Origin of the sequence: Citrobacter sp. S46_ASV_140 (genome assembly GCF_018919545.1) — a bacterium.
Taxonomy (GTDB): Bacteria; Pseudomonadota; Gammaproteobacteria; order Enterobacterales; family Enterobacteriaceae; genus Citrobacter; species Citrobacter braakii.
The window spans coordinates 1-24,110 of the sequence record NZ_JAHLRC010000007.1 but is presented as its reverse complement, the minus strand read 5'-3'; the positions used below and the strand labels follow the sequence as shown (position 1 = coordinate 24,110).

At 52.3% G+C, this 24,110-nt stretch carries 21 protein-coding genes, 2 tRNA genes and 1 rRNA gene; 7 read left to right on the top strand and 17 right to left on the bottom strand.

All coding sequences use genetic code 11. The features are described 5' to 3' along the window. Positions 1-30 precede the first annotated feature (30 nt). The 5 genes from wzzE to trxA all read right to left on the bottom strand — a co-directional run bounded on the left by wzzE (position 31) and on the right by trxA (position 4,359). Positions 31-1,077, bottom strand: coding sequence for an ECA polysaccharide chain length modulation protein (gene wzzE / locus KQJ19_RS03785; protein WP_016155108.1), 1,047 nt, complete (start codon positions 1,075-1,077; stop codon positions 31-33). A 12-nt stretch (positions 1,078-1,089) separates the two neighbouring features. Further along, complete coding sequence (wecA, locus tag KQJ19_RS03780; protein WP_016155107.1) at positions 1,090-2,193, bottom strand: UDP-N-acetylglucosamine--undecaprenyl-phosphate N-acetylglucosaminephosphotransferase; 1,104 nt, start codon at positions 2,191-2,193, stop codon at positions 1,090-1,092. A 239-nt stretch (positions 2,194-2,432) separates the two neighbouring features. Next, positions 2,433-3,692, bottom strand: coding sequence for a transcription termination factor Rho (gene rho / locus KQJ19_RS03775; protein WP_002437993.1), 1,260 nt, complete (start codon positions 3,690-3,692; stop codon positions 2,433-2,435). An 87-nt stretch (positions 3,693-3,779) separates the two neighbouring features. Beyond that, positions 3,780-3,899: a rho operon leader peptide gene (locus KQJ19_RS24230; RefSeq protein ID WP_049259789.1), complete on the bottom strand. Its 120-nt coding sequence runs from the start codon at positions 3,897-3,899 to the stop codon at positions 3,780-3,782. A 130-nt stretch (positions 3,900-4,029) separates the two neighbouring features. Next, positions 4,030-4,359: a thioredoxin TrxA gene (gene trxA / locus KQJ19_RS03765; RefSeq protein ID WP_001280776.1), complete on the bottom strand. Its 330-nt coding sequence runs from the start codon at positions 4,357-4,359 to the stop codon at positions 4,030-4,032. Between the two features lie 143 nt (positions 4,360-4,502). Here trxA and rhlB point away from each other — a divergent pair, with 143 nt between their 5' ends. Both rhlB and gppA read left to right on the top strand, forming a co-directional pair. Continuing rightward, entirely contained in the window at positions 4,503-5,771 is a 1,269-nt protein-coding gene (gene rhlB, locus KQJ19_RS03760; protein ID WP_003829013.1) for an ATP-dependent RNA helicase RhlB, read from the top strand. Positions 5,772-5,779: 8 nt separating this feature from the next. Beyond that, a complete protein-coding gene (gppA, locus tag KQJ19_RS03755) occupies positions 5,780-7,264 on the top strand; it encodes a guanosine-5'-triphosphate,3'-diphosphate diphosphatase (RefSeq protein ID WP_216403357.1) in 1,485 nt (494 codons plus the stop codon). Between the two features lie 47 nt (positions 7,265-7,311). On the opposite strand, the gene rep is transcribed toward gppA, so the two are convergent. After that, positions 7,312-9,333, bottom strand: a complete 2,022-nt coding sequence (gene rep / locus KQJ19_RS03750) for a DNA helicase Rep (RefSeq protein ID WP_049282712.1) — start codon at positions 9,331-9,333, stop codon at positions 7,312-7,314. Between the two features lie 145 nt (positions 9,334-9,478). On the opposite strand from rep, the gene ppiC reads away from it, so the two are divergent. Further along, positions 9,479-9,760: a peptidylprolyl isomerase PpiC gene (ppiC, locus tag KQJ19_RS03745; RefSeq protein ID WP_016155104.1), complete on the top strand. Its 282-nt coding sequence runs from the start codon at positions 9,479-9,481 to the stop codon at positions 9,758-9,760. A gap of 53 nt (positions 9,761-9,813) precedes the next feature. Here ppiC and ilvC read toward each other — a convergent pair whose 3' ends face one another. Further along, positions 9,814-11,289, bottom strand: a complete 1,476-nt coding sequence (ilvC, locus tag KQJ19_RS03740; RefSeq protein ID WP_016157835.1) for a ketol-acid reductoisomerase — start codon at positions 11,287-11,289, stop codon at positions 9,814-9,816. Between the two features lie 152 nt (positions 11,290-11,441). Here ilvC and ilvY point away from each other — a divergent pair, with 152 nt between their 5' ends. Both ilvY and fabV read left to right on the top strand, forming a co-directional pair. Beyond that, entirely contained in the window at positions 11,442-12,344 is a 903-nt protein-coding gene (ilvY, locus tag KQJ19_RS03735) for an HTH-type transcriptional activator IlvY (protein WP_016155102.1), read from the top strand. A 175-nt stretch (positions 12,345-12,519) separates the two neighbouring features. Continuing rightward, complete coding sequence (fabV, locus tag KQJ19_RS03730; protein WP_016155101.1) at positions 12,520-13,713, top strand: enoyl-ACP reductase FabV; 1,194 nt, start codon at positions 12,520-12,522, stop codon at positions 13,711-13,713. A gap of 63 nt (positions 13,714-13,776) precedes the next feature. Here the strand turns inward: fabV and ilvA are convergent, their stop codons facing one another. From ilvA to ilvL, 6 genes are all read right to left on the bottom strand, one after another. Then, complete coding sequence (gene ilvA, locus KQJ19_RS03725; RefSeq protein ID WP_141876197.1) at positions 13,777-15,321, bottom strand: threonine ammonia-lyase, biosynthetic; 1,545 nt, start codon at positions 15,319-15,321, stop codon at positions 13,777-13,779. Between the two features lie 5 nt (positions 15,322-15,326). Next, positions 15,327-17,177 (bottom strand): dihydroxy-acid dehydratase, encoded by a 1,851-nt coding sequence (gene ilvD, locus KQJ19_RS03720; RefSeq protein WP_016157832.1) that lies wholly within the window; start codon positions 17,175-17,177, stop codon positions 15,327-15,329. A 156-nt stretch (positions 17,178-17,333) separates the two neighbouring features. Continuing rightward, on the bottom strand, positions 17,334-18,263 hold the full coding sequence (locus KQJ19_RS03715; RefSeq protein ID WP_003829030.1) for a branched-chain amino acid transaminase: 930 nt from the start codon (positions 18,261-18,263) through the stop codon (positions 17,334-17,336). A 17-nt stretch (positions 18,264-18,280) separates the two neighbouring features. After that, positions 18,281-18,544: an acetolactate synthase 2 small subunit gene (ilvM, locus tag KQJ19_RS03710; protein ID WP_003018017.1), complete on the bottom strand. Its 264-nt coding sequence runs from the start codon at positions 18,542-18,544 to the stop codon at positions 18,281-18,283. Continuing rightward, positions 18,541-20,187, bottom strand: a complete 1,647-nt coding sequence (gene ilvG / locus KQJ19_RS03705) for an acetolactate synthase 2 catalytic subunit (RefSeq protein WP_216403356.1) — start codon at positions 20,185-20,187, stop codon at positions 18,541-18,543. Before ilvG ends, ilvM begins: the two co-directional genes overlap by 4 nt. A gap of 139 nt (positions 20,188-20,326) precedes the next feature. Continuing rightward, positions 20,327-20,425: an ilv operon leader peptide gene (gene ilvL / locus KQJ19_RS03700; RefSeq protein WP_001311244.1), complete on the bottom strand. Its 99-nt coding sequence runs from the start codon at positions 20,423-20,425 to the stop codon at positions 20,327-20,329. A gap of 353 nt (positions 20,426-20,778) precedes the next feature. Here ilvL and KQJ19_RS03695 point away from each other — a divergent pair, with 353 nt between their 5' ends. Next, positions 20,779-22,299: a YifB family Mg chelatase-like AAA ATPase gene (locus tag KQJ19_RS03695; RefSeq protein WP_046274875.1), complete on the top strand. Its 1,521-nt coding sequence runs from the start codon at positions 20,779-20,781 to the stop codon at positions 22,297-22,299. A gap of 24 nt (positions 22,300-22,323) precedes the next feature. Here KQJ19_RS03695 and maoP read toward each other — a convergent pair whose 3' ends face one another. Continuing rightward, the gene (gene maoP, locus KQJ19_RS03690) at positions 22,324-22,662 is read right to left on the bottom strand and encodes a macrodomain Ori organization protein MaoP (RefSeq protein WP_003018025.1); all 339 of its coding nucleotides are present in this window, start codon (positions 22,660-22,662) and stop codon (positions 22,324-22,326) included. A gap of 106 nt (positions 22,663-22,768) precedes the next feature. On the opposite strand from maoP, the gene hdfR reads away from it, so the two are divergent. Then, a complete protein-coding gene (hdfR, locus tag KQJ19_RS03685) occupies positions 22,769-23,614 on the top strand; it encodes an HTH-type transcriptional regulator HdfR (RefSeq protein WP_094761725.1) in 846 nt (281 codons plus the stop codon). Positions 23,615-23,714: 100 nt separating this feature from the next. Here hdfR and KQJ19_RS03680 read toward each other — a convergent pair. The 3 genes from KQJ19_RS03680 to rrf all read right to left on the bottom strand — a co-directional run bounded on the left by KQJ19_RS03680 (position 23,715) and on the right by rrf (position 24,090). Further along, positions 23,715-23,790 (bottom strand) — tRNA-Trp (locus KQJ19_RS03680). 52 nt (positions 23,791-23,842) lie between these two features. Beyond that, positions 23,843-23,919, bottom strand: a tRNA-Asp gene (locus tag KQJ19_RS03675). Between the two features lie 55 nt (positions 23,920-23,974). After that, a 5S ribosomal RNA gene (rrf, locus tag KQJ19_RS03670) occupies positions 23,975-24,090 on the bottom strand. Positions 24,091-24,110: the final 20 nt, after the last annotated feature.

The following is a 24,110-nucleotide window of genomic DNA, read 5'->3' as shown; positions in this document are numbered from 1 at the left end:
AGAGCCCAGCCCCTCACTGCAACGGCATTGCTAAATCGTACGGCGACGGGTTAACGCGACACCAGCACCGATCAGAGCCCCAACGATACCCCACATAATCATCAGGAAGGCGCGACGAGGGCTGTCACGTTTTACCGGCTCTTCCGGCGTTCTCAAATAACGATAGGTCTGAAAACGCGGATCTAAAGTTGGTCCAACGTTCAGGGTGTTCAGCATTGCCCTGTTCTGGAAATAGTCCAGATCGAAATCCGGACCAATTGACTGCAGATTCTCGAGTCGCGCCTGCAACATAGGACGTCCGAGTAAGAACAATTCTGAATCCGGCAATTCATCAGCTGGAACATCTGTGGAAGTACGCGAAATATTATGCTGCTCAGCAATTTTAAGCGCTTGTTCAATGCTGTGGACGCGGCGAGAGAAAATGGATTTTGCCACTTCTTCCTGACGTTTAACCTGCGCTTTCATCTGCACAGTGCGTGCAGCCCATGCGCCTTTTAACTCATCGTTCAGATGACGTGCCGCGCGTTGGCTGGCAAACGCGACGTACTGGCGCAGCAAATTGTTGGCATCAGGAGCCGTCTCGGCAATCAGCTTCACGCTGTCATTGGTATTACGCAGCGCATCGCCAGGCAAAAACTGAATGTTATTGATCAGTTCATCCAGCATCGCCGCATCGGCTTTGCTATTACCGACCATACGCTGCTTATAGTAATCAGTCTGCTGCCAGAATTCTCGGCGTGTATCCCAGGAGGCAAGCTGCATAATGAATTCTTTATAGGCCTCATCCATTACTGACGGTTGGTCCGTGGACGCAAGACTGGCCTTAATATCCAGGTTGCGTAAAAACTGTTGTTGAGAGTAAAAGCCACCCAACATATTGACCGTTGGCCTGTCCGTAATCGCCGTGGCGCTCCACTCCTGACGCGCAAAAAACGTATAGGCGAGGGCCGCTATCGCGAAGGCGAGAGCCATACCGACGATCCACACCTTCCCTGACCACAAGGTACGAAACAACCCACGGATATCCAGTTCATTTTCAGCGCTCACGGCGTCTTCCCCCGGTAATGGTTGTCTCATCTCATCCTCAATTTACTTGGTTAAGTTTGGTTTGCCTTCACGAATTCTTCGCAATCTGCGCTTCACTCGCTTGATAAATCTCGCTACCTTCCAGGCACGCTTGATACAGTAACCGTAGAGGCCAAAAGCCAGTAAAAAAAGCAACAACATGGCCCATTCAGGGACTAAGCGAAAATATTCAGCCAACACGCCGATAGACGCCAGTACCGCCGCAGCCAGCGTAATCAGAACAAATGCTTGTCGGGAAGTAAACCCTGCCCGCATCACCAAATGATGTATGTGTTGACGATCCGCGGAGAAAGGGCTCATGCCTTTTCGCAAACGTCGGTACATGATTGCCACCATATCCATCAATGGAATGGCAATAATCCACAGTGCAGTTACCGGGCTAATGGGGTGAGTTTTGCCCTGCGTAGTCTCCAGCAGGATCCAAATAATGGTGAAGCCAATCAGTGTACTGCCCGCGTCACCCATAAAAACTTTATAGCGACGTCCAAGGATGCCCAGATTTAGCAGGATATAAGGCAGAATGGCGGCGATCATGGCAAAACACCAGATAGCCAGACTCGTCTGACCATCAAACCACAAAATGAATCCCATCGCCGCAAATGAAACGCTGGACAACCCACCTAGCAGACCATCAATCCCATCCACCATATTGAAGGCGTTTATTGCCGCCCAGACGGCAAACAGCGTGAGTAAATAGCCGAACGGACCGAGCACCATCTCCCAGGGGCCAAAAATATACCCAAGGCTAAGAAGATAGAGTTTGCCAACCGACATCATAATAATGCCGATCGCGGCCTGGATAATCGCACGGATTTTTACACTGATATCAAAGCGATCGTCTAACGCGCCGACCAAAACTAATACACCAGCACAGGCCAGAAAGAGAGAAGCATGCGGGATGTAGTAGTCAGCAATGGCAAACGTAAAACATACACCTGCGTAAGCCGAAATCCCTCCAACCAACGGAATCAATCCCTGATGCCGTTTACGGAAGTTGGGTTTATCCACTAAACCAATCTTTTTTGCGACCTTGCGGGCAAAGAAAAGAAACAGTGTTGTGAATAAGAAAATACTGATGAGATCAGTGCTTACTGTCAGTAAATTCACAATGCATGCTCTCAGAGAATATTAATAGCAGAAGTATAACCACGAAGACCTATATTCAGAAGGGAAACCCGACTTCATACCCAATGGTTTTGTATAATTATCAACCACAAGAAACAGATTACGAATCTTTTTCTACTTGTTGGTACTTCATACCGTATTATCGTTATTGTGTCGTTAAGATTACAGCCACAAAAGCAAAACGCCACGTAAAAACGTGGCGTTTTCGGATGAGACCTGAATTACGAACGTTTCATCATGTCGAAGAAGTCGTCATTAGTCTTGGTCATCGCCAGCTTGTTAATGAGGAATTCCATGGCATCAATTTCACCCATCGGATGGATGATTTTGCGCAGGATCCACATTTTCTGCAGCTCTTCCTGGGTGGTGAGCAGCTCTTCTTTACGGGTACCGGAACGGTTGTAGTCGATAGCCGGGAAGACGCGTTTTTCAGCAATCTTACGAGAGAGATGCAGTTCCATGTTGCCGGTACCTTTAAACTCTTCGTAGATAACTTCATCCATTTTAGAGCCGGTATCGATCAGCGCAGTCGCGATGATGGTCAGGCTACCGCCCTCTTCCACGTTACGCGCCGCACCGAAGAAACGCTTCGGACGATGCAAGGCGTTGGCATCAACACCACCGGTCAAAACTTTACCGGAAGCCGGAACCACGGTGTTGTAAGCACGCGCCAGACGGGTGATGGAATCGAGCAGAATGATAACGTCTTTCTTGTGTTCAACCAGACGTTTCGCCTTCTCGATAACCATTTCCGCAACCTGAACGTGGCGGGAGGCTGGTTCGTCAAAGGTAGACGCAACCACTTCACCTTTCACCAGACGCTGCATCTCGGTAACTTCTTCCGGACGTTCGTCAATCAGCAGCACCATCAGCACGCAGTCCGGATGGTTGTAAGCAATGCTCTGCGCGATGTTCTGCAGCAGCATGGTTTTACCTGCTTTCGGCGGAGCAACAATCAGACCACGTTGGCCACGACCGATCGGTGATGCCAGATCCAGTACACGCGCCGTTAAGTCTTCAGTAGAACCGTTACCACGTTCCATACGCAGACGAGAGTTTGCGTGCAGCGGTGTTAAGTTCTCAAAGAGGATTTTGTTACGGGCGTTTTCTGGTTTGTCGTAGTTAACTTCGTTAACTTTCAACAGCGCAAAGTAGCGTTCACCTTCTTTCGGCGGGCGAATCTTACCAGAGATGGTATCACCAGTGCGGAGGTTGAAACGGCGGATTTGGCTGGGAGAAACGTAGATGTCATCAGGACCGGCGAGGTAGGAGCTGTCTGCAGAGCGGAGGAAACCAAATCCATCCTGCAATATCTCCAGCACACCGTCACCAAAGATATCTTCGCCACTCTTTGCGTGCTGCTTCAGGATGGCAAAAATAATGTCCTGCTTGCGCATACGAGCCAGGTTTTCAAGGCCCATATTTTCGCCGAGAGTGATCAGCTCAGAAACCGGCGTATTCTTTAATTCGGTAAGATTCATAATGGTGTGAGTTCTTAAACTTGGGGTAAATCTCGAACTTAATGTTGTGAATGGTATGGCAGGGTCATCCATGCCTGTTTACGGCCATCAACTCATGTCTGTTCGCTGTCTGGTCACAGGAAAGTACGCAGAACTGAAACGACAAGACGGATTGAGTGACAAGCCAGGAATCTGTCCACTTCTCGCGCGAGAAACAACGGGAAGTATTGGATATAACTAGATTCAAACTTAATAAGGTATGTTTAATACGAAGTCAACACTAACTTAGCACGACTCAAGTCGGGCGTCCAGTCATCCGAATCATTTCGAAGTATGGTCGCCCGATCATGAGACTTCCTTACGCTAAATTAGCGTCGAGGAATTCTTTCAACTGACCTTTGGATAGTGCGCCGACTTTAGTCGCCGCAACTTCGCCGTTTTTAAACAGCAGCAGGGTCGGGATGCCACGGATACCATACTTCGGCGCGGTGCCTGGGTTTTGGTCAATGTTCAGTTTAGCAACCGTCAATTTGCCCTGATATTCGTCAGCGATTTCATCCAGAATTGGAGCGATCATTTTGCACGGACCGCACCACTCTGCCCAGAAATCAACGAGGATAGCTCCGTCCGCTTTGAGTACATCCGTGTCAAAACTGTCGTCAGTCAGGTGAATAATTTTATCGCTCATATTAACTCCACAGGAATAAGCCTGGTGCGTTGGTGTACTCTTAATCAACGACGTGTTGATGTAGCATTAACCAACTAAAGGTTGACTTTATTTCACCGGATACGCTTTCGTAAAGCAATAGTAAGCTGATATTCTACCACACTATGAGCAAAACACATTTAACAGAACAGAAGTTTTCCGACTTCGCCCTGCACCCAAAGGTGATAGAAGCCCTTGAAAATAAAGGCTTTCATAACTGCACGCCCATTCAGGCCCTCGCGCTGCCGCTAACGCTGGCAGGTCGTGATGTTGCAGGGCAGGCGCAAACCGGTACCGGAAAAACGATGGCGTTCCTGACGTCAACGTTTCATTATCTTCTCTCTCATCCCGCGATTGCCGATCGCAAGGTGAACCAACCGCGTGCGTTAATTATGGCGCCAACGCGTGAGTTAGCCGTGCAGATCCACGCTGACGCCGAGCCGCTGGCACAGACCACCGGTTTGAAATTAGGCCTGGCTTATGGCGGCGACGGTTATGACAAACAGCTGAAAGTGCTGGAAAGCGGCGTCGATATTCTTATCGGCACGACCGGTCGTCTCATCGACTATGCAAAACAGAACCACATTAACCTGGGCGCGATTCAGGTCGTGGTGCTGGATGAAGCCGATCGTATGTACGATCTGGGCTTTATCAAAGATATCCGTTGGCTGTTCCGTCGTATGCCGCCAACCACCCAACGTCTGAACATGCTGTTTTCTGCAACCCTCTCTTACCGCGTTCGCGAACTGGCGTTCGAACAGATGAATAACGCCGAGTACGTTGAAGTCGAACCGGAACAGAAGACAGGTCACCGTATTAAAGAAGAGCTCTTCTATCCTTCCAACGAAGAGAAAATGCGTTTGCTGCAAACGCTGATTGAAGAAGAGTGGCCAGATCGCGCCATCGTCTTTGCTAACACCAAGCATCGTTGTGAAGATATCTGGGGCAGCCTTGCCGCAGACGGTCATCGCGTCGGTCTGTTGACCGGTGACGTGGCGCAGAAAAAACGTCTGCGTATCCTTGATGAGTTCACCCGTGGCGATCTCGACATTCTCGTTGCGACGGATGTCGCCGCGCGTGGTCTGCATATCCCAGCCGTAACGCACGTATTTAACTATGACCTGCCGGATGACTGTGAAGATTACGTTCATCGTATCGGTCGTACCGGTCGCGCCGGTGCAAGCGGTCACTCTATCAGCCTGGCCTGTGAAGAATACGCGCTGAATTTACCAGCAATCGAGACCTATATCGGTCACTCGATCCCGGTCAGCAAGTACAACCCGGATGCGCTGATGACCGATCTGCCGAAGCCGTTACGCTTAACGCGTCCGCGCACAGGCAATGGCCCACGCCGTACCGGTGGTGCTCCGCGTAATCGTCGTCGTTCAGGTTAACGTTAGATATGCTCACAACCACTTCGCTGTACGCCGCAATTGATTTAGGCTCGAATAGTTTTCATATGCTGGTTGTACGCGAGGTGGCGGGAAGCATTCAGACACTCACGCGTATTAAACGCAAGGTGCGTCTGGCCGCTGGCCTCAACAGCGACAACGTTCTTTCCGCTGAAGCTATGGAGCGCGGCTGGCAATGCCTGCGCCTGTTTGCTGAACGTCTGCAGGATATCCCTCAGCCGCAAATCCGTGTGGTCGCCACGGCAACATTACGCATCGCGGTAAACGCCGATGAGTTTATCTCCAAAGCGCAAGAGATCCTCGGCTGCCCTGTCCAGGTCATCAGCGGCGAAGAAGAAGCGCGGCTGATTTATCAAGGTGTTGCCCACACCACCGGCGGTGCCGATCAGCGTCTTGTCGTTGATATTGGCGGTGCCAGTACTGAACTGGTTACCGGCTCCGGCGCGCAAACCACCTCTCTGTTCAGCCTGTCAATGGGCTGCGTCACCTGGCTCGAAAGGTATTTCACCAATCGTAATCTGGCACAGGAAAACTTTGACGAAGCAGAGAAAGCGGCTCGCGAAGTTCTGCGCCCGGTCGCCGACAAACTGCGTTTTCATGGCTGGAAAGTTTGCGTTGGTGCCTCTGGCACCGTCCAGGCGTTACAGGAAATCATGATGGCGCAAGGCATGGATGAGCGCATTACGTTGGCCAAGCTTCAGCAGCTTAAACAACGCGCCATTCATTGTGGTCGTCTGGAAGAGCTGGAAATAGAAGGGTTAACGCTGGAACGCGCACTGGTTTTTCCCAGCGGACTGGCCATTCTGATCGCCATTTTCACCGAACTGAATATTCAATGCATGACTCTGGCCGGCGGCGCACTACGCGAAGGTCTGGTCTACGGCATGCTGCACTTGCCGGTTGATCAGGACATTCGCAGCCGTACGCTGCGTAATATTCAGCGTCGATTTATGGTCGACACCGATCAGGCGAATCGCGTCACGCAATTGGCTGTACATTTACTCGAACAGGTGAAAGATGAGTGGCATCTTGAAGCCATTAGTCGTGAACTGCTGCAAAGTGCCTGTCAGTTGCATGAAATAGGACTGAGCGTAGAGTATAAGCAGGCGCCGCTGCATGCCGCCTGGCTGGTACGTAATCTCGATCTCCCGGGCTTTACTCCCGCGCAGAAAAAACTGTTAGCCACGCTGTTGCTCAACCAAACTAATCCGGTCGATCTCTCTTCACTCCACCAGCAAAACGCTGTGCCACCACGCATCGCGGAGCACCTTTGCCGTTTGCTACGCCTGGCGATCATCTTCGCCGCTCGCCGTCGCGACGATTTAGTGCCACATATCACCCTGCAAGCTCAGGATGAGAATCTGACGTTAACGCTACCGGAAGGCTGGCTGGAACATCATCCATTAGGTACAGAGTTAATCGATCAGGAAATACAGTGGCAAAGCTATGTCCACTGGCCGCTGGAAGTGCATTAGATGCTGGCTGCCGGATAGCGCTTACGCTTATCCGGCCTACAAAATACCTATTTCTCTTTGGCTTTCGCCATCATTGCCCGAATATTAGCAATGCTGGCCTGCCCTTTTTGCATCCGCTCCTCGGCACTCACCACTTTACGCTCCTGTTCCCAGATAACGTCATCTTGTGGTAGTTCCAACAGGAACCGGCTCGGTTCCGGTCGTACCAGTTCACCGTACTGGCGGCGCTCTTTACACAGCGTGAAGATAAGTTCTTTCTGCGCGCGCGTAATCCCGACGTAAGCCAGACGACGCTCTTCGTCGATGTTATCTTCATCAATGCTGCTCTGGTGCGGCAAAAATCCTTCTTCCATTCCCACCATAAATACGTACGGGAACTCCAGTCCTTTTGAAGCATGCAGCGTCATTAACTGCACCTGATCCAACTCTTCTTCGCTCTCTCCGCGCTCCATCATGTCGCGCAGGGTAAAGCGGGTAACGACCTGAGTCAGGGTCATTGGCTCTTCCAGCTCACTACCTTCCAGCATCTCCGTCATCCAACTGAACAGCGTATTGACGTTTTTCATACGCATTTCGGCCGCTTTCGGGCTCGGCGAGGTTTCATACAGCCAGGATTCGTAATCAATGCCGTGGATCAGATCGCGTACGGCGGCAACCGGCTCGCGCTCCGCCAGACGTTGAATGTCACCCAGCCAGTGCGTAAAACGGGTCAGAGAATCATATCCACGCCCGGTTAGCGTCTGGCTAAGTCCCATATCAAAGCTGGCGGTAAACAGGCTTTTATTACGCGTCATCGCCCATTCCCCCAACTTTTGCAGCGTGGCCGGACCGATTTCACGCTTAGGGGTGTTTACGATGCGCAAAAATGCACTGTCATCATCCGGGTTGCTGAGCACGCGCAGATAGGCCAGCAAATCTTTAATCTCCGGACGCGAGAAGAACGACGTCCCGCCGGAAATTTTGTATGGGATGCGGTTCTGCATCAGAAACTTTTCGAACACTCGCGACTGATGATTACCGCGATACAGGATGGCGTAGTCTTTATACTGCGTCTTGTTTACAAAGTGATGGGCAATCAGTTCCCCGGTCACGCGTTCCGCTTCGTGCTCTTCATTATTCGCACTCAACACCTTCAGCTCAGCGCCGTAGCCCAGCTCAGAAAAGAGCCGTTTTTCAAAGACGTGTGGGTTGTTAGCAATAAGGATGTTCGCCGCCTTCAGGATACGCCCTGATGAACGATAGTTTTGCTCCAGCTTCACCACCTGCAGCGCCGGAAAATCTTTGCTTAACAGTACCAGGTTCTGCGGACGTGCCCCGCGCCAGGAGTAGATCGACTGATCGTCATCACCCACGACGGTAAAGCGCGCGCGTTTCCCCACCAGCAACTTCACCAACTCGTACTGGCTGGTGTTGGTATCCTGATATTCATCCACCAGCAGGTAGCGGATTCGGTTTTGCCAACGCTCACGTACTTCTTCATTGCGCTGCAACAGCAGCGTGGGGAGCAGGATCAGATCGTCAAAATCGAGGACGTTACACGCCTTCATATGCGCGTCATACAGACCATAGCAGTGGGCAAAAATACGATCGCGTTCACCCTTTGCACTGGCTGCCGCCTGCGCTGGGGTCATCAGATCGTTTTTCCAGTTGGAGATCGTTGAAATCAATTGTTGAAGGATAAGCTTATCGTCTTCAATTAGCCCTTCGGTCAATTCCTTAAGCAGGGCCACCTGGTCAGTATCATCAAACAACGAGAAGTTCGACTTCATCCCTAGCGCGGCGTATTCACGCTTAATGACATCCAGTCCCAGAGTGTGGAAAGTAGAGATCATCAACCCGCGCGCTTCTTTACGACCCAACGTTTGCGCCACACGCTCTTTCATCTCACGCGCAGCCTTATTGGTAAAGGTTACTGCCGCAATATGTCGTGCCTGATAGCCACATTCACGGATCAGATGTGCGATTTTGTTTGTGATAACACGCGTCTTACCGGAACCCGCTCCCGCCAGCACCAGGCAAGGTCCGGTGACGAATTCGACGGCTTGTTGTTGTCCGGGGTTCAAACGCATAGAGGATTGCTCAATCTGTAAACACGGGGATGTGGATTGTAGCAGAAAGTGACGCCAGGGGGATCGGTCATAGCCCATCGCCGAAGACCATGGATTACATGCTACTATTGCGCCCTGATTTATCACTCAACTCAGAGCACAAACCATGGCAAAAACAGCATCAGCAGTGCATATCCTTGTTAAAGAAGAGAAACTGGCTCTCGATCTTCTGGAACAAATCAAAAATGGCGCCGATTTTGGTAAACTGGCGAAGAAACACTCTATCTGCCCGTCGGGCAAACGCGGCGGCGATTTAGGCGAATTCCGTCAGGGCCAGATGGTTCCGGCGTTTGATAAAGTGGTGTTCTCCTGCCCGGTGCTGGAGCCAACCGGCCCACTGCACACTCAGTTCGGTTATCACATCATTAAAGTGCTGTACCGTAACTAATAAAAAGCCCGGTGTGTTCAACCACCGGGCTTTTTTTGCCGAATGGCAGCCTCTTAGCCAGCTACAGCAATGCGTTTCATATCAGTCATATAGCCACGCAGTTTCTGGCCCACTTTCTCGATAGCATGGCCGCGAATAGCATCGTTTACGTCGCGCAGCTGCGCGTTGTCTACCGCACCTTCGGCAATCGCTTTGCCCAGATCTCCGGTTTGCAGGGTGGTCATGAACTCTTTCAGCAGCGGTACGCACGCGTAAGAGAACAGGTAGTTACCGTATTCTGCGGTATCGGAAATGACAACATTCATTTCGTACAGGCGCTTACGGGCGATGGTGTTCGCGATCAGCGGCAGTTCGTGCAGTGATTCGTAGTAAGCAGACTCTTCGATGATGCCGGAATCCACCATGGTTTCAAACGCCAGCTCAACGCCAGCCTTCACCATCGCGATCATCAGCACGCCTTTATCGAAGTACTCCTGCTCGCCAATTTTACCTTCAAACTGCGGCGCGGTTTCGAACGCGGTTTTGCCGGTCTCTTCACGCCAGGTCAGCAGTTTCTTATCGTCGTTGGCCCAGTCAGCCATCATGCCTGAAGAGAATTCGCCGGAGATGATGTCATCCATGTGTTTCTGGAACAGCGGCGCCATGATCTCTTTCAGCTGTTCGGACAGCGCATAAGCACGCAGTTTCGCTGGGTTAGACAGACGATCCATCATCAGGGTGATACCGCCCTGCTTCAGCGCTTCGGTGATGGTTTCCCAGCCGAACTGAATCAGTTTTTCGGCGTAAGCCGGGTCAGTACCCTCTTCCACCAGCTTGTCGAAGCACAGCAGAGAGCCAGCCTGCAGCATACCGCACAGGATTGTCTGCTCGCCCATCAGGTCAGATTTCACTTCCGCAACGAAGGACGATTCCAGCACGCCTGCACGGTGACCGCCAGTGGCCGCAGCCCATGCTTTGGCAATCGCCATGCCTTCGCCTTTCGGATCGTTTTCCGGGTGAACGGCGATCAGGGTTGGAACACCAAAACCACGTTTGTACTCTTCACGCACTTCGGTACCCGGACACTTCGGCGCAACCATCACCACAGTGATATCTTTACGGATCTGCTCGCCCACTTCGACGATGTTGAAACCGTGGGAGTAGCCCAGCGCCGCGCCGTCTTTCATCAGCGGCTGTACGGAACGTACAACGTCGGAGTGCTGTTTGTCCGGGGTCAGGTTAACCACCAGATCTGCCTGCGGGATCAGCTCTTCATAGGTACCTACTTTGAAGCCATTTTCGGTCGCTTTGCGCCACGAAGCGCGCTTCTCAGCAATCGCTTCTTTACGCAGAGCGTAGGAGATATCCAGACCGGAGTCGCGCATGTTCAGGCCTTGGTTCAGCCCCTGAGCACCGCACCCGACGATGACCACTTTTTTACCCTGAAGGTAGCTTGCGCCATCGGCGAATTCGTCGCGCCCCATAAAGCGACATTTGCCCAGCTGCGCCAGCTGCTGGCGCAGGTTCAGTGTATTAAAGTAGTTAGCCATGGTGATACCTCGTGATGTTGTACTGTCTTATTGTTCGGTTCGCGTTTCAGCGAGAATGAACCCACATTACAACAGGAAATTTATTGCGGAAATTGATATATTCACAACATCACATTGCAATATCTGCAACGTAGAAAATCGGAGGCTCGTCCGTGGATTTACGCGATCTGAAAATGTTCCTGCATCTGGCGGAAAGCCGCCACTTTGGCCGCAGTGCGCGGGCAATGCACGTCAGCCCCTCCACACTCTCACGCCAGATCCAACGGCTGGAAGAAGATCTCGGCCAGGCGCTGTTTGTGCGCGATAACCGTACGGTCACGCTGACCGAAGCAGGCGAAGAGCTGCGAGTGTTTGCCCAGCAGACGCTGTTGCAGTATCAACAATTGCGCCACACCCTCGATCAACAGGGACCGTCGCTGTCGGGCGAGCTGCATATCTTCTGCTCGGTTACCGCCGCCTACAGCCACCTGCCGCCAATTCTCGACCGCTTTCGCGCCGAGCACCCCTCGGTTGAAATTAAGCTCACCACCGGTGATGCCGCTGATGCGATGGACAAAGTGGTCACCGGAGAGGCCGATCTGGCAATAGCGGGTAAGCCGGAGACGCTGCCCGGCGCAGTAGCATTCTCGATGCTGGAAAATTTAACGGTAGTGTTGATCGCACCAGCATTGCCTTGCCCGGTACGGAATCAGGTTTCGGTCGATAAGCCGGACTGGTCGACGGTGCCGTTTATCATGGCCGACCAGGGGCCGGTACGCCGCCGCATCGAGCTGTGGTTCCGCCGTCACAAAATCAGCAACCCATCGATTTACGCCACCGTAGGGGGGCACGAAGCGATGGTCTCGATGGTGGCGCTGGGCTGCGGTGTGGCGCTGCTGCCGGAAGTGGTACTGGAAAACAGCCCGGAGCCGGTACGGAATCGCGTGATGATTTTAGAACGCAGCGACGAAAAAACACCGTTCGAGCTGGGCGTCTGCGCGCCGAAAAAACGGCTGCATGAGCCGCTCATAGACGCGTTCTGGAAGATTGTTCTGGAGCGCAAATCCGCCGAGTAGTACCAGCGTCAGGCCTAAAATCAGTGGTAGATTCAGTATTGGCACTCCTTTTCTGTATAATGTCCCGTGCCATAATAGATGTGGGGGGCTTGTTAACCATCACGTTTAGCAAGCCAGAACAGACGGTGTCATTGCGCACTTGACAGCGAAAATACAAACTTAATTAGCCATCATTATGATAATCAAACCAAAAATTCGTGGATTCATCTGTACAACGACCCATCCGACTGGCTGCAAAGTCAATGTGGAAAAACAGATCGATTATGTGAAGAAAAACGGGAAAATCGCTAACGGCCCTTCCCGCGTGCTGGTCATCGGTGCTTCCACCGGTTACGGCCTTGCTTCCAGAATTTCCGCCGCGTTTGGCAGCGGAGCCGCCACTATCGGCGTATTTTTCGAAAAACCAGGCACGGAAACCAAGCCAGGTTCCGCGGGCTGGTATAACTCTGCAGCCTTCGATGAGGCCGCAAAACGTGAAGGTCTGTATTCCAAAAGTATCAACGGCGACGCGTTCTCCGACGAGTGTCGCGACGAAGTTATCAAACTGATCAAAGAAGACCTGGGTCAGATTGACCTGGTGGTTTACTCACTGGCATCTCCGGTACGTAAAATGCCGAAAACCGGTGAAATCGTCCGTTCTGCGCTGAAGCCAATCGGTGAGGTTTATACCTCTAAAGCGATCGATACCAACAAAGATCAGATCATAACCGCCAGCATTGAGCCGGCAACCGAAGAAGAAGTTCAGAACACCGTCACCGTTATGGGCGGCGAAGACTGGGAACTGTGGATGGGCGCGCTGAGTGAAGCAGGCGTGCTGGCTGACGGCGTGAAAACTGTTGCCTACTCCTACATCGGTACTGACCTTACCTGGCCAATCTACTGGCACGGCGCGCTGGGCAAAGCAAAAGAAGATCTCGACCGCGCGGCAGGCGCGCTGCGTAATCAACTGGCTCCGCTGAACGGTTCCGCTAACGTTGCTGTACTGAAATCCGTTATCACGCAGGCCTCTTCTGCGATTCCGGTGATGCCGCTGTACATCTCCATGGTCTTCAAGCTGATGAAAGAACAGGGCATTCATGAAGGCTGCATCGAGCAGATCAACCGTCTGATGACCACCAGCCTGTACGGCGATAAAGTGGCGCTTGATGACAACCAGCGTATCCGTATGGATGACTGGGAACTGCGTGAAGACATTCAGCAGGCATGCCGCGATCTGTGGCCGCTGATCACCACCGAAAACCTGGCGCAAAAAACGGACTATGCAGGATACAAGCAGGAATTCCTGAATCTGTTCGGTTTTGGTCTCGACGAAGTGGATTACGATGCGGATGTAAACACCGAAGTCGAATTCGAAGTCATCACGCTGTAATCTGCTGATACAGTTGCAAAAAGGGTTCATGTTTTTACATGAACCCTTTTTTAATGGCTACCGCTAACCCGCCAGGAAGAACCTGAACGCCGGGTTATGCGTTTCATCATGACAGTCATAACCTAGTTCGTTCAGTCGCGTTTCGAAATCAGGCTCGTGCTCACCCAACTCAAACGCCGCCAGTACGCGACCATAATCGGTTCCGTGACTACGATAGTGGAACAACGAAATATTCCAGTGCGTCCCCAGGGTATGCAGGAATTTGAGCAACGCCCCCGGAGATTCCGGGAATTCGAAGCTGTACAGCCGCTCCTGCAAGGGTTTCGACGGGCGCCCACCGACCATGTAGCGCACGTGCAGCTTCGCCATTTCGTCGTCGGACAAATCCACTACGCTGTAGCCGCCCTCGTTAAGCAACTGGAGGATTTCCTTACGCTCTTCCAGCCCACGGCTCAGACGGACGCCAACAAAAATACAGGCGTCTTTCGCATCAGCAAATCGGTAGTTAAACTCGGTAACCGAGCGTCCTCCCAACAGCTGGCAAAACTTCAGGAAGCTGCCCTTTTCTTCCGGAATAGTTACTGCCAGCAACGCTTCGCGCTGTTCGCCCAGCTCGCAACGTTCGGAAACATAGCGCAGGCCATGGAAGTTAACGTTAGCGCCGGAAAGGATATGCGCCAGACGTTCGCCGCGAATGTTGTGCTGGGCAATGTACTTTTTCATCCCCGCCAGCGCCAGCGCACCGGATGGTTCCGCCACCGCGCGCACATCCTCGAACAGATCTTTCATTGCCGCACAGATAGCGTCGCTATCGACAGTGATGATGTCGTCGAGATACTCCTGGCACAAACGGAAGGTTTCGTCGCCGATACGTTTAACCGCCACGCCTTCAGCAAAGAGGCCAACACGCGGAAGATCGACCGGTTGACCGGCATCCAGCGCCGCTTTCAGGCAGGCTGAGTCTTCAGCTTCAACGGCAATCACTTTGATCTGCGGCATCAACTGTTTGATCAGCACCGCCACACCTGCCGCTAATCCGCCACCACCCACTGGCACGAATACACGATCAAGGTGGGCATCCTGCTGCAATAACTCCAGTGCCAGCGTGCCCTGCCCGGCAATCACCATCGGATGGTCGAACGGAGGAACCCAGGTAAAACCCTGCTGCTGCGACAGCTCAATCGCTTTGGCTTTGGCTTCATCAAAATTCGCGCCGTGTAACAGTACTTCACCACCGAAACCGCGAACGGCATCGACTTTGATATCAGCGGTAGCCGTAGGCATGACAATCAGCGCCTTCACGCCTAATCGCGCAGAAGAGAAAGCTACGCCCTGAGCATGATTACCTGCCGATGCGGTGATTACGCCATGCGCTTTTTGCTCTTCGGTCAGACCGGCCATCATGGCATAGGCACCGCGCAGCTTGAAGCTGTGAACGGGTTGACGGTCTTCGCGCTTCACCAGAATCACGTTATCGAGGCGCGAAGAGAGTTTTTCCATTTTTTGTAGCGGTGTGACCTGCGCCGCTTCGTATACCGGCGCACGCAGCACTGCTCTGAGATACTCGGCGCCTTCTGGAGTGCCGGAGAGGGGTTGAGAATCCGCCATGGTCATTATCCCCCTAGTTTCGACTTATCGCGCACCGCACCTTTGTCGGCGCTGGTTGCCAGGCTGGCGTAAGCGCGCAGCGCAAAGGAGACCTGACGCTGACGATCTTTTGGCGTCCAGGCTTTGTCACCACGAGCTTCTTGCGCTTCACGGCGCGCAGCGATTTCCGCATCGCTCAGTTGCAGTTGAATGCCACGATTCGGGATATCGATAGCAATCATGTCGCCATCTTCGATAATTGCGATATTACCGCCGCTGGCCGCTTCAGGAGAAACGTGACCAATGGAAAGCCCCGAAGTACCGCCAGAGAAACGACCGTCGGTAATCAGCGCGCAGGCCTTACCGAGACCCATCGATTTCAGGAAGGTGGTTGGGTAGAGCATTTCCTGCATGCCTGGCCCGCCCTTCGGCCCTTCGTAGCGAATCACCACCACGTCGCCGGCAACCACTTTACCGCCGAGGATAGCTTCAACCGCATCGTCCTGGCTTTCATACACTTTTGCCGGGCCGGTGAATTTCAGGATGCTGTCATCCACACCAGCGGTTTTTACGATACAGCCGTTTTCCGCGAAGTTACCGTACAGGACTGCCAGGCCGCCGTCTTTGCTGTAAGCATGTTCCAACGAGCGAATGCAACCTTCTGCGCGGTCATCATCCAGGGTGTCCCAACGACAATCCTGCGAGAACGCCTGGGTGGTACGGATGCCAGCCGGACCTGCGCGGAACATTTTTTTCACCGCATCGTCTTTGGTCAGCATAACGTCATAACTATCGAGCGTTTGCGGCAGAGTCAGTCCCAGCACGTTTTTCACGTCGCGGTTCAGTAGACCGGCGCGATCCAGCTCGCCTAAAATGCCCAGTACGCCGCCCGCGCGGTGCACGTCTTCCATATGGTATTTCTGCGTACTCGGCGCAACTTTACACAGCTGCGGGACTTTGCGGGACAACTTATCAATATCACTCATGGTGAAGTCGATTTCCGCTTCCTGCGCGGCCGCCAGCAGGTGCAGAACGGTGTTGGTGGAGCCGCCCATCGCGATATCCAGCGTCATGGCGTTCTCAAACGCCGCCTTGCTGGCAATGTTGCGCGGCAGGGCTGAAGCGTCATCCTGCTCGTAGTAGCGTTTGGTCAGCTCAACGATGCGTTTACCTGCGTTGAGGAACAGCTCTTTACGGTCGGCATGAGTCGCCAACAGCGAACCGTTACCCGGCTGCGACAGACCCAGCGCTTCGGTCAGACAGTTCATCGAGTTGGCAGTGAACATTCCGGAGCACGAGCCGCAGGTCGGACAGGCCGAACGTTCAACCTGCTCGCTCTGCGAGTCGGAGACTTTCGGGTCTGCGCCCTGAATCATCGCATCAACCAGATCAAGCTTGATGATTTGGTCAGAGAGCTTGGTTTTCCCGGCTTCCATTGGGCCGCCGGAAACAAAGATCACCGGAATGTTTAGCCGCAGAGAGGCCATTAACATCCCGGGGGTGATTTTATCGCAGTTAGAGATGCAGACCATCGCATCGGCGCAGTGGGCGTTAACCATATATTCCACTGAATCGGCGATCAGCTCACGCGACGGCAGTGAATAAAGCATGCCGCCATGACCCATGGCGATACCATCATCTACGGCGATGGTGTTGAACTCTTTCGCCACGCCGCCTGAGGCTTCGATTTGTTCGGCAACCAGCTTACCGAGATCGCGCAGGTGGACGTGGCCCGGCACAAACTGGGTAAAGGAGTTCACCACAGCGATAATCGGTTTACCGAAGTCATCATCGGTCATCCCGGTGGCGCGCCACAGTGCGCGGGCACCCGCCATATTGCGGCCGTGGGTGGTGGTAGCAGAACGATACTTAGGCATGCTTGATTAACTCCCGTCTGTCTTTCCCCTGCATATTTCACGCCGCAGCTGAGGGCTGCCTCGCTCCCCCCAGTCACCTACTAAAGTAAGCTCCTGGGGCTCGCTGCGTTGCCGTCTTCCTGCAACGTGAACTATTTTGGGGAAATATTAATTTTGTTATTGGTTTACTGAATCCAACCAGCCGTATTTATCTTCCGTTTCACCGGTGAAGAGGCCAAAGAAGGCCTGCTGGATGCGTTTGGTGACCGGACCGCAGCGGCCTTCGCCCACCTGAATACCATCGACGCTGCGTACTGGGGTGATTTCGGCCGCGGTACCGGACATGAACACTTCGTCGGCCAGGTACAGCGATTCACGAGACAACACCTGCTCACGCACTTCGATATCGAGATCTTTCGCCAGCTTAATGATCGCGTCACGGGTGATACCCGGCAGCGCGGAAGAGGTAAACGGCGGGGTAAACAGAATGCCGTCTTTTACTTCAAACAGGTTTTCGCCCGCGCCTTCGGAGATGTAGCCATTCACATCCAGCGCAATGCCTTCCTGGTAGCCATGACGACGCGCTTCACTACCCACCAGCAGCGAAGACAGATAGTTACCACCTGCTTTAGCAGCGGTAGGAATCGTGTTCGGCGCAACGCGGTTCCAGGAAGAAACCATCGCGTCGATCCCCTGCTCCAGCGCTTCAGCACCGAGGTAAGCCCCCCATGGGAACGCGGCGATTATCACATCAGTGGTGTATCCCGCAGGCGGGTTAACGCCCATCCCTACGTCGCCAACAAACACCAGCGGACGGATATAGGCGCTGGTCAGGTTGTTTTTACGAATCACCTCACGGCAAGCTTCCATCAGCTCATCAACGCTCTGAGAAACGGGAAAACGATAGATCTTGGCTGAATCACGCAGACGCTGCATATGTTCGCGATGACGGAACACTACCGGCCCTTTGTGAGAATCGTAGCAACGGATCCCTTCAAATACAGAAGTACCGTAGTGCAGCGCGTGGGACATCACGTGGACCTTCGCGTCTTCCCAACGAATCATCTCGCCATTAGACCAAATGTAATCAGCTTTTTTCGTCGTCATTTTTCTTCCTTTTGCGCTCAGGCGCGGATTTGTTGTGATGTGGTTGTGCTCTGGCAGATAGCAACATGTGCAACATCTACCAGTTTACTTAACTGACTAAACAGTAAGTCGACCGACCGGGGGCTGGCAACGGTCAATTCGATATTTATATTCTGCGCATCGCTGGCGGCTTCCATATTCATGGAGCACACCTGAAAACCACGATGGCGTACCACGCGTAAAACACGTTCTAACGTTTCCGGATTGAAACGAGCCTCAACGGCGACCTGATGTTGCATCATGATAATTTCTCCAGCATTTCTGAGTTACTGGCGCCAGGTGGCACCAGAGGCCAGACATTCTCAAGTTCGTCGATTGAGACATGAAGCAAGTATGGCCCCTCGCTGTTCAGCATGGTGTCGAGTGCCGCTTCAACCTGGTCTTTACGGGTGATGTGTTGACCAGGAATGCCGAAGGCTCTGGCCAACATGAGGAAATCGGGGTTATCGGTAAGGGTGGTTTCGCTATAACGTTCCTGGAAAAACAGCTGCTGCCATTGTCGCACCATGCCTAACCGCTGGTTGTCGAGTAAAACTATCTTCAGCGGCAACTGCTTGCGTTTTACGGTGCCCAATTCCTGTACATTCATCATGAAGGAACCGTCACCGGAGATACAGATTACCGTATCATTCGGACGAGCAACCTGCGCGCCAACCGCTGCTGGCAGGCCAAAGCCCATCGTCCCCAGACCGCTCGACGTGATGAAGTTTTCAGGGCGAGTGTAGGTCATATGCTGTGCCGACCACATCTGATGCTGGCCAACATCCGTTGTCACTACGCTATCCGCAGGTTTGCGATCGGATAACTGCTTTAACAACAGTGGCGCATAGATAGCTTCCCCCGGATGGTCGTAGCGCCAGGTATGTTCTGCGAGCAGTTCAGCGCTGTGCTGACGCCATTCGTCAATCTTCATCAATTGCTGTAATGCTGGCAGAAGAGAATTTAAATCCCCCTGCAGCGCCACGTGTGCCTGGCGCAGTTTGTTCATTTCCGCTGGGTCGATATCCATGTGGATTACGCTGGCGTTCGGTGCGAAGGTATTCAGCTTGCCAGTCACCCGGTCATCAAAACGTGCGCCAACCGCAATCAGTAAATCGCACTCTTGCACCGCGAAATTCGCGGCTTTAGTACCGTGCATTCCCAACATGCCCAAATAGTACGGGTAGTCAGCATCTACTGCGCCCAGACCTTTCAGCGTGCAGGCGACCGGCATTTGGGTTACCGCGATAAATTCACGCAGGGCCGGGACCGCCTGCGCCATACCTACGCCACCACCTACGTACAGGATGGGTTTTTGTGCCTGCGCCAGCATATTACGTGCCTGCTCAACGTCAGCGTGCGGAAACGTCTCTACGTTTTCGACGGTCGTAAAATATGGCTCCAGCGAACCGCTGGCTAATTGGATGTCTTTCGGGATATCAACCAGAACCGGACCCGGACGACCGGAATTCGCCACGGCGAAAGCCTCAGCCATGATACGCGGCAGTTCTTCGAGTGACTGTACCAGGAAGCTGTGTTTGGAGCAGGACAGAGACATCCCCAGCACGTCCACTTCCTGGAACGCATCCGTTCCGATGAAAGGTGATGCCACCTGACCGGTGATCGCCACCACTGGAACAGAATCTAACAGCGCATCGGCAAGGCCCGTGATCAGGTTGGTTGCGCCAGGGCCGGAGGTAGCGATACAAACGCCGGTTTTACCGGTCGCACGGGCATAGCCAATCGCCGCCATTGCCGCACCCTGCTCGTGTCGGCACAACAGGTGCTCTACGCCGCCGTCATACAACGCATCGTAAACCGGCATAATTGCGCCACCAGGATAACCAAAGACGGTTTGAACCCCTTGTGCACGCAACGCATGTACCACCCACTGTGCCCCATTCATAGTTACATCCCCGCCGTAAATCTAGAGAAACAGAATTTTATGCTACCGTTCACTTTCTGCTCCTCGTGTATGTTTTTAAGGTCAAAAAAAACCCCCGGACCTTTCGGTGCGGGGGTCTTAGTTCGTTAAGGCTTGTTTTCTAAGCCTTTCCTCGTCCAAGTGCAGCCCCGCACGGTGGGATAATAATCACCACCACGCTAATCACGACCAGGCTAATCACTCGTAGAAGGGCTGTCATTTTTGTATTTTCTTGCATCTTGTTCGAAGGAATACCTAAAGAGTTACCATAGAATTTGCAAATGACACAAGATATTTTTTTATTCGTTTTTCTGACGTCGTTAACGGTTTAGATAAATACCGTTGTTTTTTATACAAAAAAATCAAAAATGAAAATATTTCACGCTTCAGGCGATCCTCGGTAACCCGATCCCCAATACAAACACCATTCAAAAGCATTTGCGGGCGTCATTCCAGGCTTAATGCAAGCAGTTATACGTTGCGCAAAAATACGGGAATCAGCATCTAAAAACCGCAATTATATGAAATCTTGCCGCGATGTATTACGACATAATACTTTTATCAGGAGGAATTATGTCACTATCGATTGTTCACACACGCGCCGCGCTAGGCGTGAATGCGCCAGCCATTACCATCGAGGTACATATCAGCAACGGCCTGCCTGGTTTAACCATGGTGGGGCTGCCCGAAACGACGGTGAAAGAGGCTCGCGATCGGGTACGCAGTGCGATTATTAATAGCGGTTATGAATTCCCGGCAAAGAAGATAACTATAAACCTCGCTCCGGCCGATCTCCCGAAAGAAGGGGGGCGATATGATTTACCTATCGCTGTTGCGCTTCTGGCCGCTTCTGAGCAGCTTACACCCCACAATCTCGACACCTACGAGCTGGTAGGTGAATTAGCGCTTACAGGCGCGCTACGCGGCGTTCCCGGCGCGATATCAAGCGCAACCGAGGCCATTCGTGCAGGCAGGCGAATTATTGTCGCAAAAGAGAATGCCGCTGAAGTTGGACTGATACACGGCGAAGGGTGCCTGATCGCCGATCACCTGCAGACCGTATGCGCATTTCTCGAAGGTAAGCATGATTTAGACAGGCCATCATCCGCAGATTTTACGCCTAACGCATTAGCCGATGATCTGAGCGATGTTATCGGCCAGGAACAGGGTAAACGCGGGCTGGAGCTTACCGCAGCAGGCGGCCACAACCTCTTGCTCATCGGCCCGCCGGGTACGGGAAAGACTATGCTAGCCAGTCGACTCAGAGGGCTGCTCCCTCCACTTAGCAACGATGAAGCGCTGGAAAGTGCCGCGATACTCAGTCTGATCCATTCCGACACGATACAAAAACAGTGGAAGCAACGCCCTTTTCGCTCGCCACATCACAGTGCTTCATTAACCGCCATGGTCGGTGGAGGCTCTATTCCTGCGCCAGGAGAGATCTCTTTAGCGCACAACGGCATACTGTTTCTGGATGAACTACCCGAGTTTGAGCGGCGCACGCTGGATGCACTGCGCGAACCCATCGAGTCCGGGCAGATCCATCTATCTCGCACCAGAGCAAAAATAACCTATCCCGCACGCTTTCAACTCATAGCTGCGATGAATCCAAGCCCGACGGGCCATTATCAGGGGAACCATAACCGCTGTACCCCAGAACAGACGCTGCGCTACCTAAATCGATTGTCAGGTCCATTTCTTGACCGCTTCGACCTCTCCCTCGAAATTCCCTTACCGCCGCCCGGTATACTCAGCCAGAGCGCGATGAAAGGGGAAAATAGCGCAACAGTGAAGCAACGTGTTATGGCAGCGCGAGAGCGTCAGTATCAGCGGCAAAATAAGTTAAACGCACATCTGGACAGTCAGGATATCCATAAATACTGCCTACTGCGTAGCGACGATGCACAGTGGCTTGAAGAAACGCTCGCTCATCTCGGATTGTCTATCCGCGCCTGGCTGCGCCTGATTAAGGTCGCTCGAACGATTGCGGATATCGAACAATGTGATCACATCTCTCGCCAACATTTACAGGAGGCCGTTGGGTACCGAGCGATAGACAGGTTACTCATTCATCTGCAGAAACTACTGACATAAAAAAAGGGCTTTCGCCCTTTTTTATTAATCATCAGATTCGGTGTAGTCTTCTGCGCCTTCCACCTGAGGTTTCCCACCCGATAAGGTGTGGAAGCGTTTTGGACGCTTAATACGCGTCATGTATTTAGACCACACACGTTCAGCTTCGGTAACCGGCTCACGTTCACCACGGCATACCGCAACAAACAGTTTTTCTTCTTCAGTTACCGGCTCACGCTTGCCCAGATCCAGCTCGTTGAAAGCATAACCGTGACGCTCAAGCAGTTGTGCTTCTTTAATGGTGAAATCACCATGACGGGAGAATCCACGGGGATAATATTTATTATCGAAATATCGATTAGTCGTCGTAAAGCTTTCCGCCATCCTGCACGCTCCTAATTCTTTGGCCGAGCTATTTATGGCGCGGAGTATTAGTTACGCTTGACAGAGCGTCAAACAAAAGATTTAAATCATAACGACAAATAATTTTATGGAGCGAGTTGTGGATACGGAATTGTTAAAAACTTTCCTGGAAGTTAGCCGGACACGCCACTTTGGCAGGGCTGCTGAAGCACTCTACCTGACCCAATCAGCGGTTAGTTTCCGGATCAGACAACTGGAAAATCAATTGGGTGTAAACCTGTTCACCCGACACAGAAACAATATCCGTTTAACCGCTGCAGGTGAAAAATTATTGCCTTACGCCGAAACGTTGATGAATACGTGGCAGGCAGCACGTAAGGAAGTCGCGAATACCTCGCGGCATAACGAGTTTTCTATCGGTGCCAGCGCATCTCTCTGGGAGTGCATGCTTAATGACTGGTTGAAGCGTTTGTATCAATCTCAGGAGCCACAATCCAGCCTGCAGTTTGAAGCGAGGATCGCTCAACGCCAATCGTTAGTAAAACAGCTTCATGAACGACAGCTTGATCTACTGATTACTACCGAAACACCCAAAATGGACGAATTTAGCAGCCAACTGTTGGGATATTTCACGCTGGCGCTCTATTGCAGTTCTCCTTCGCAAACCAAAGATGAGCTGAATTATTTACGCCTGGAATGGGGACCCGATTTTCAACAACACGAAGCGGGACTAATAGCGGGAGATGAAGTGCCGGTACTCACCACCAGTTCGGCAGAATTGGCCAGGCAGCAACTTTCAGTGATTAAGGGCTTTAGCTGGCTTCCCGTCAACTGGGCCAAAACCAAAAGCGATCTCCATACGGTTACCGACAGTACAACGCTTTCACGTCCTTTATATGCAGTTTGGCTGCAAAACAGCGATAAAAATGGACTAATTTGCGATCTGCTAAGAACGAATATTCTGGAAAATTAAAGAAAATATAGGCAAGGATGCCGGGAGTAAAACAGCAGGAAGGCACAATTCAAATTGCAGATAAAAAAAAATCCTTAGCAAAAATGCTAAGGATTATTTCTGGCAGGGGCGGAGAGACTCGAACTCGCGACACCCGGTTTTGGAGACCGGTGCTCTACCAACTGAGCTACGCCCCTAAATTTTCTTATCATTAAGCCTGCTTGGTAGCAGGCTTAATTTTCTAATAAGTGGCGGAACGGACGGGACTCGAACCCGCGACCCCCTGCGTGACAGGCAGGTATTCTAACCAACTGAACTACCGCTCCACCGAATTTCTTTGTCACTACCCGGATTATTCATCCCGGTTTACTGCAATTTGATGCCTGGCAGTTCCCTACTCTCGCATGGGGAGACCCCACACTACCATCGGCGCTACGGCGTTTCACTTCTGAGTTCGGCATGGGGTCAGGTGGGACCACCGCGCTACAGCCGCCAGGCAAATTCTGTTTATCAACAC

Bases quoted from the DNA above. Each gene is read 5' to 3' on its own strand.
- ilvD (WP_016157832.1), bottom strand. From the start codon at position 17,177: ATGCCTAAGTATCGTTCTGCTACCACCACCCACGGCCGCAATATGGCG.
- maoP (WP_003018025.1), bottom strand. From the start codon at position 22,662: ATGGCGGAAAGCTTTACGACGACTAATCGATATTTCGATAATAAATAT.
- KQJ19_RS03695 (WP_046274875.1), top strand. From the start codon at position 20,779: ATGTCACTATCGATTGTTCACACACGCGCCGCGCTAGGCGTGAATGCG.
- KQJ19_RS03715 (WP_003829030.1), bottom strand. From the start codon at position 18,263: ATGACGACGAAAAAAGCTGATTACATTTGGTCTAATGGCGAGATGATT.
- fabV (WP_016155101.1), top strand. From the start codon at position 12,520: ATGATAATCAAACCAAAAATTCGTGGATTCATCTGTACAACGACCCAT.
- rho (WP_002437993.1), bottom strand. From the start codon at position 3,692: ATGAATCTTACCGAATTAAAGAATACGCCGGTTTCTGAGCTGATCACT.
- gppA (WP_216403357.1), top strand. From the start codon at position 5,780: ATGCTCACAACCACTTCGCTGTACGCCGCAATTGATTTAGGCTCGAAT.
- ilvM (WP_003018017.1), bottom strand. From the start codon at position 18,544: ATGATGCAACATCAGGTCGCCGTTGAGGCTCGTTTCAATCCGGAAACG.
- wzzE (WP_016155108.1), bottom strand. From the start codon at position 1,077: ATGAGACAACCATTACCGGGGGAAGACGCCGTGAGCGCTGAAAATGAA.
- ilvG (WP_216403356.1), bottom strand. From the start codon at position 20,187: ATGAATGGGGCACAGTGGGTGGTACATGCGTTGCGTGCACAAGGGGTT.
- ilvA (WP_141876197.1), bottom strand. From the start codon at position 15,321: ATGGCGGATTCTCAACCCCTCTCCGGCACTCCAGAAGGCGCCGAGTAT.
- rep (WP_049282712.1), bottom strand. From the start codon at position 9,333: ATGCGTTTGAACCCCGGACAACAACAAGCCGTCGAATTCGTCACCGGA.
- ilvC (WP_016157835.1), bottom strand. From the start codon at position 11,289: ATGGCTAACTACTTTAATACACTGAACCTGCGCCAGCAGCTGGCGCAG.
- ppiC (WP_016155104.1), top strand. From the start codon at position 9,479: ATGGCAAAAACAGCATCAGCAGTGCATATCCTTGTTAAAGAAGAGAAA.
- trxA (WP_001280776.1), bottom strand. From the start codon at position 4,359: ATGAGCGATAAAATTATTCACCTGACTGACGACAGTTTTGACACGGAT.
- hdfR (WP_094761725.1), top strand. From the start codon at position 22,769: ATGGAGCGAGTTGTGGATACGGAATTGTTAAAAACTTTCCTGGAAGTT.
- rhlB (WP_003829013.1), top strand. From the start codon at position 4,503: ATGAGCAAAACACATTTAACAGAACAGAAGTTTTCCGACTTCGCCCTG.
- ilvL (WP_001311244.1), bottom strand. From the start codon at position 20,425: ATGACAGCCCTTCTACGAGTGATTAGCCTGGTCGTGATTAGCGTGGTG.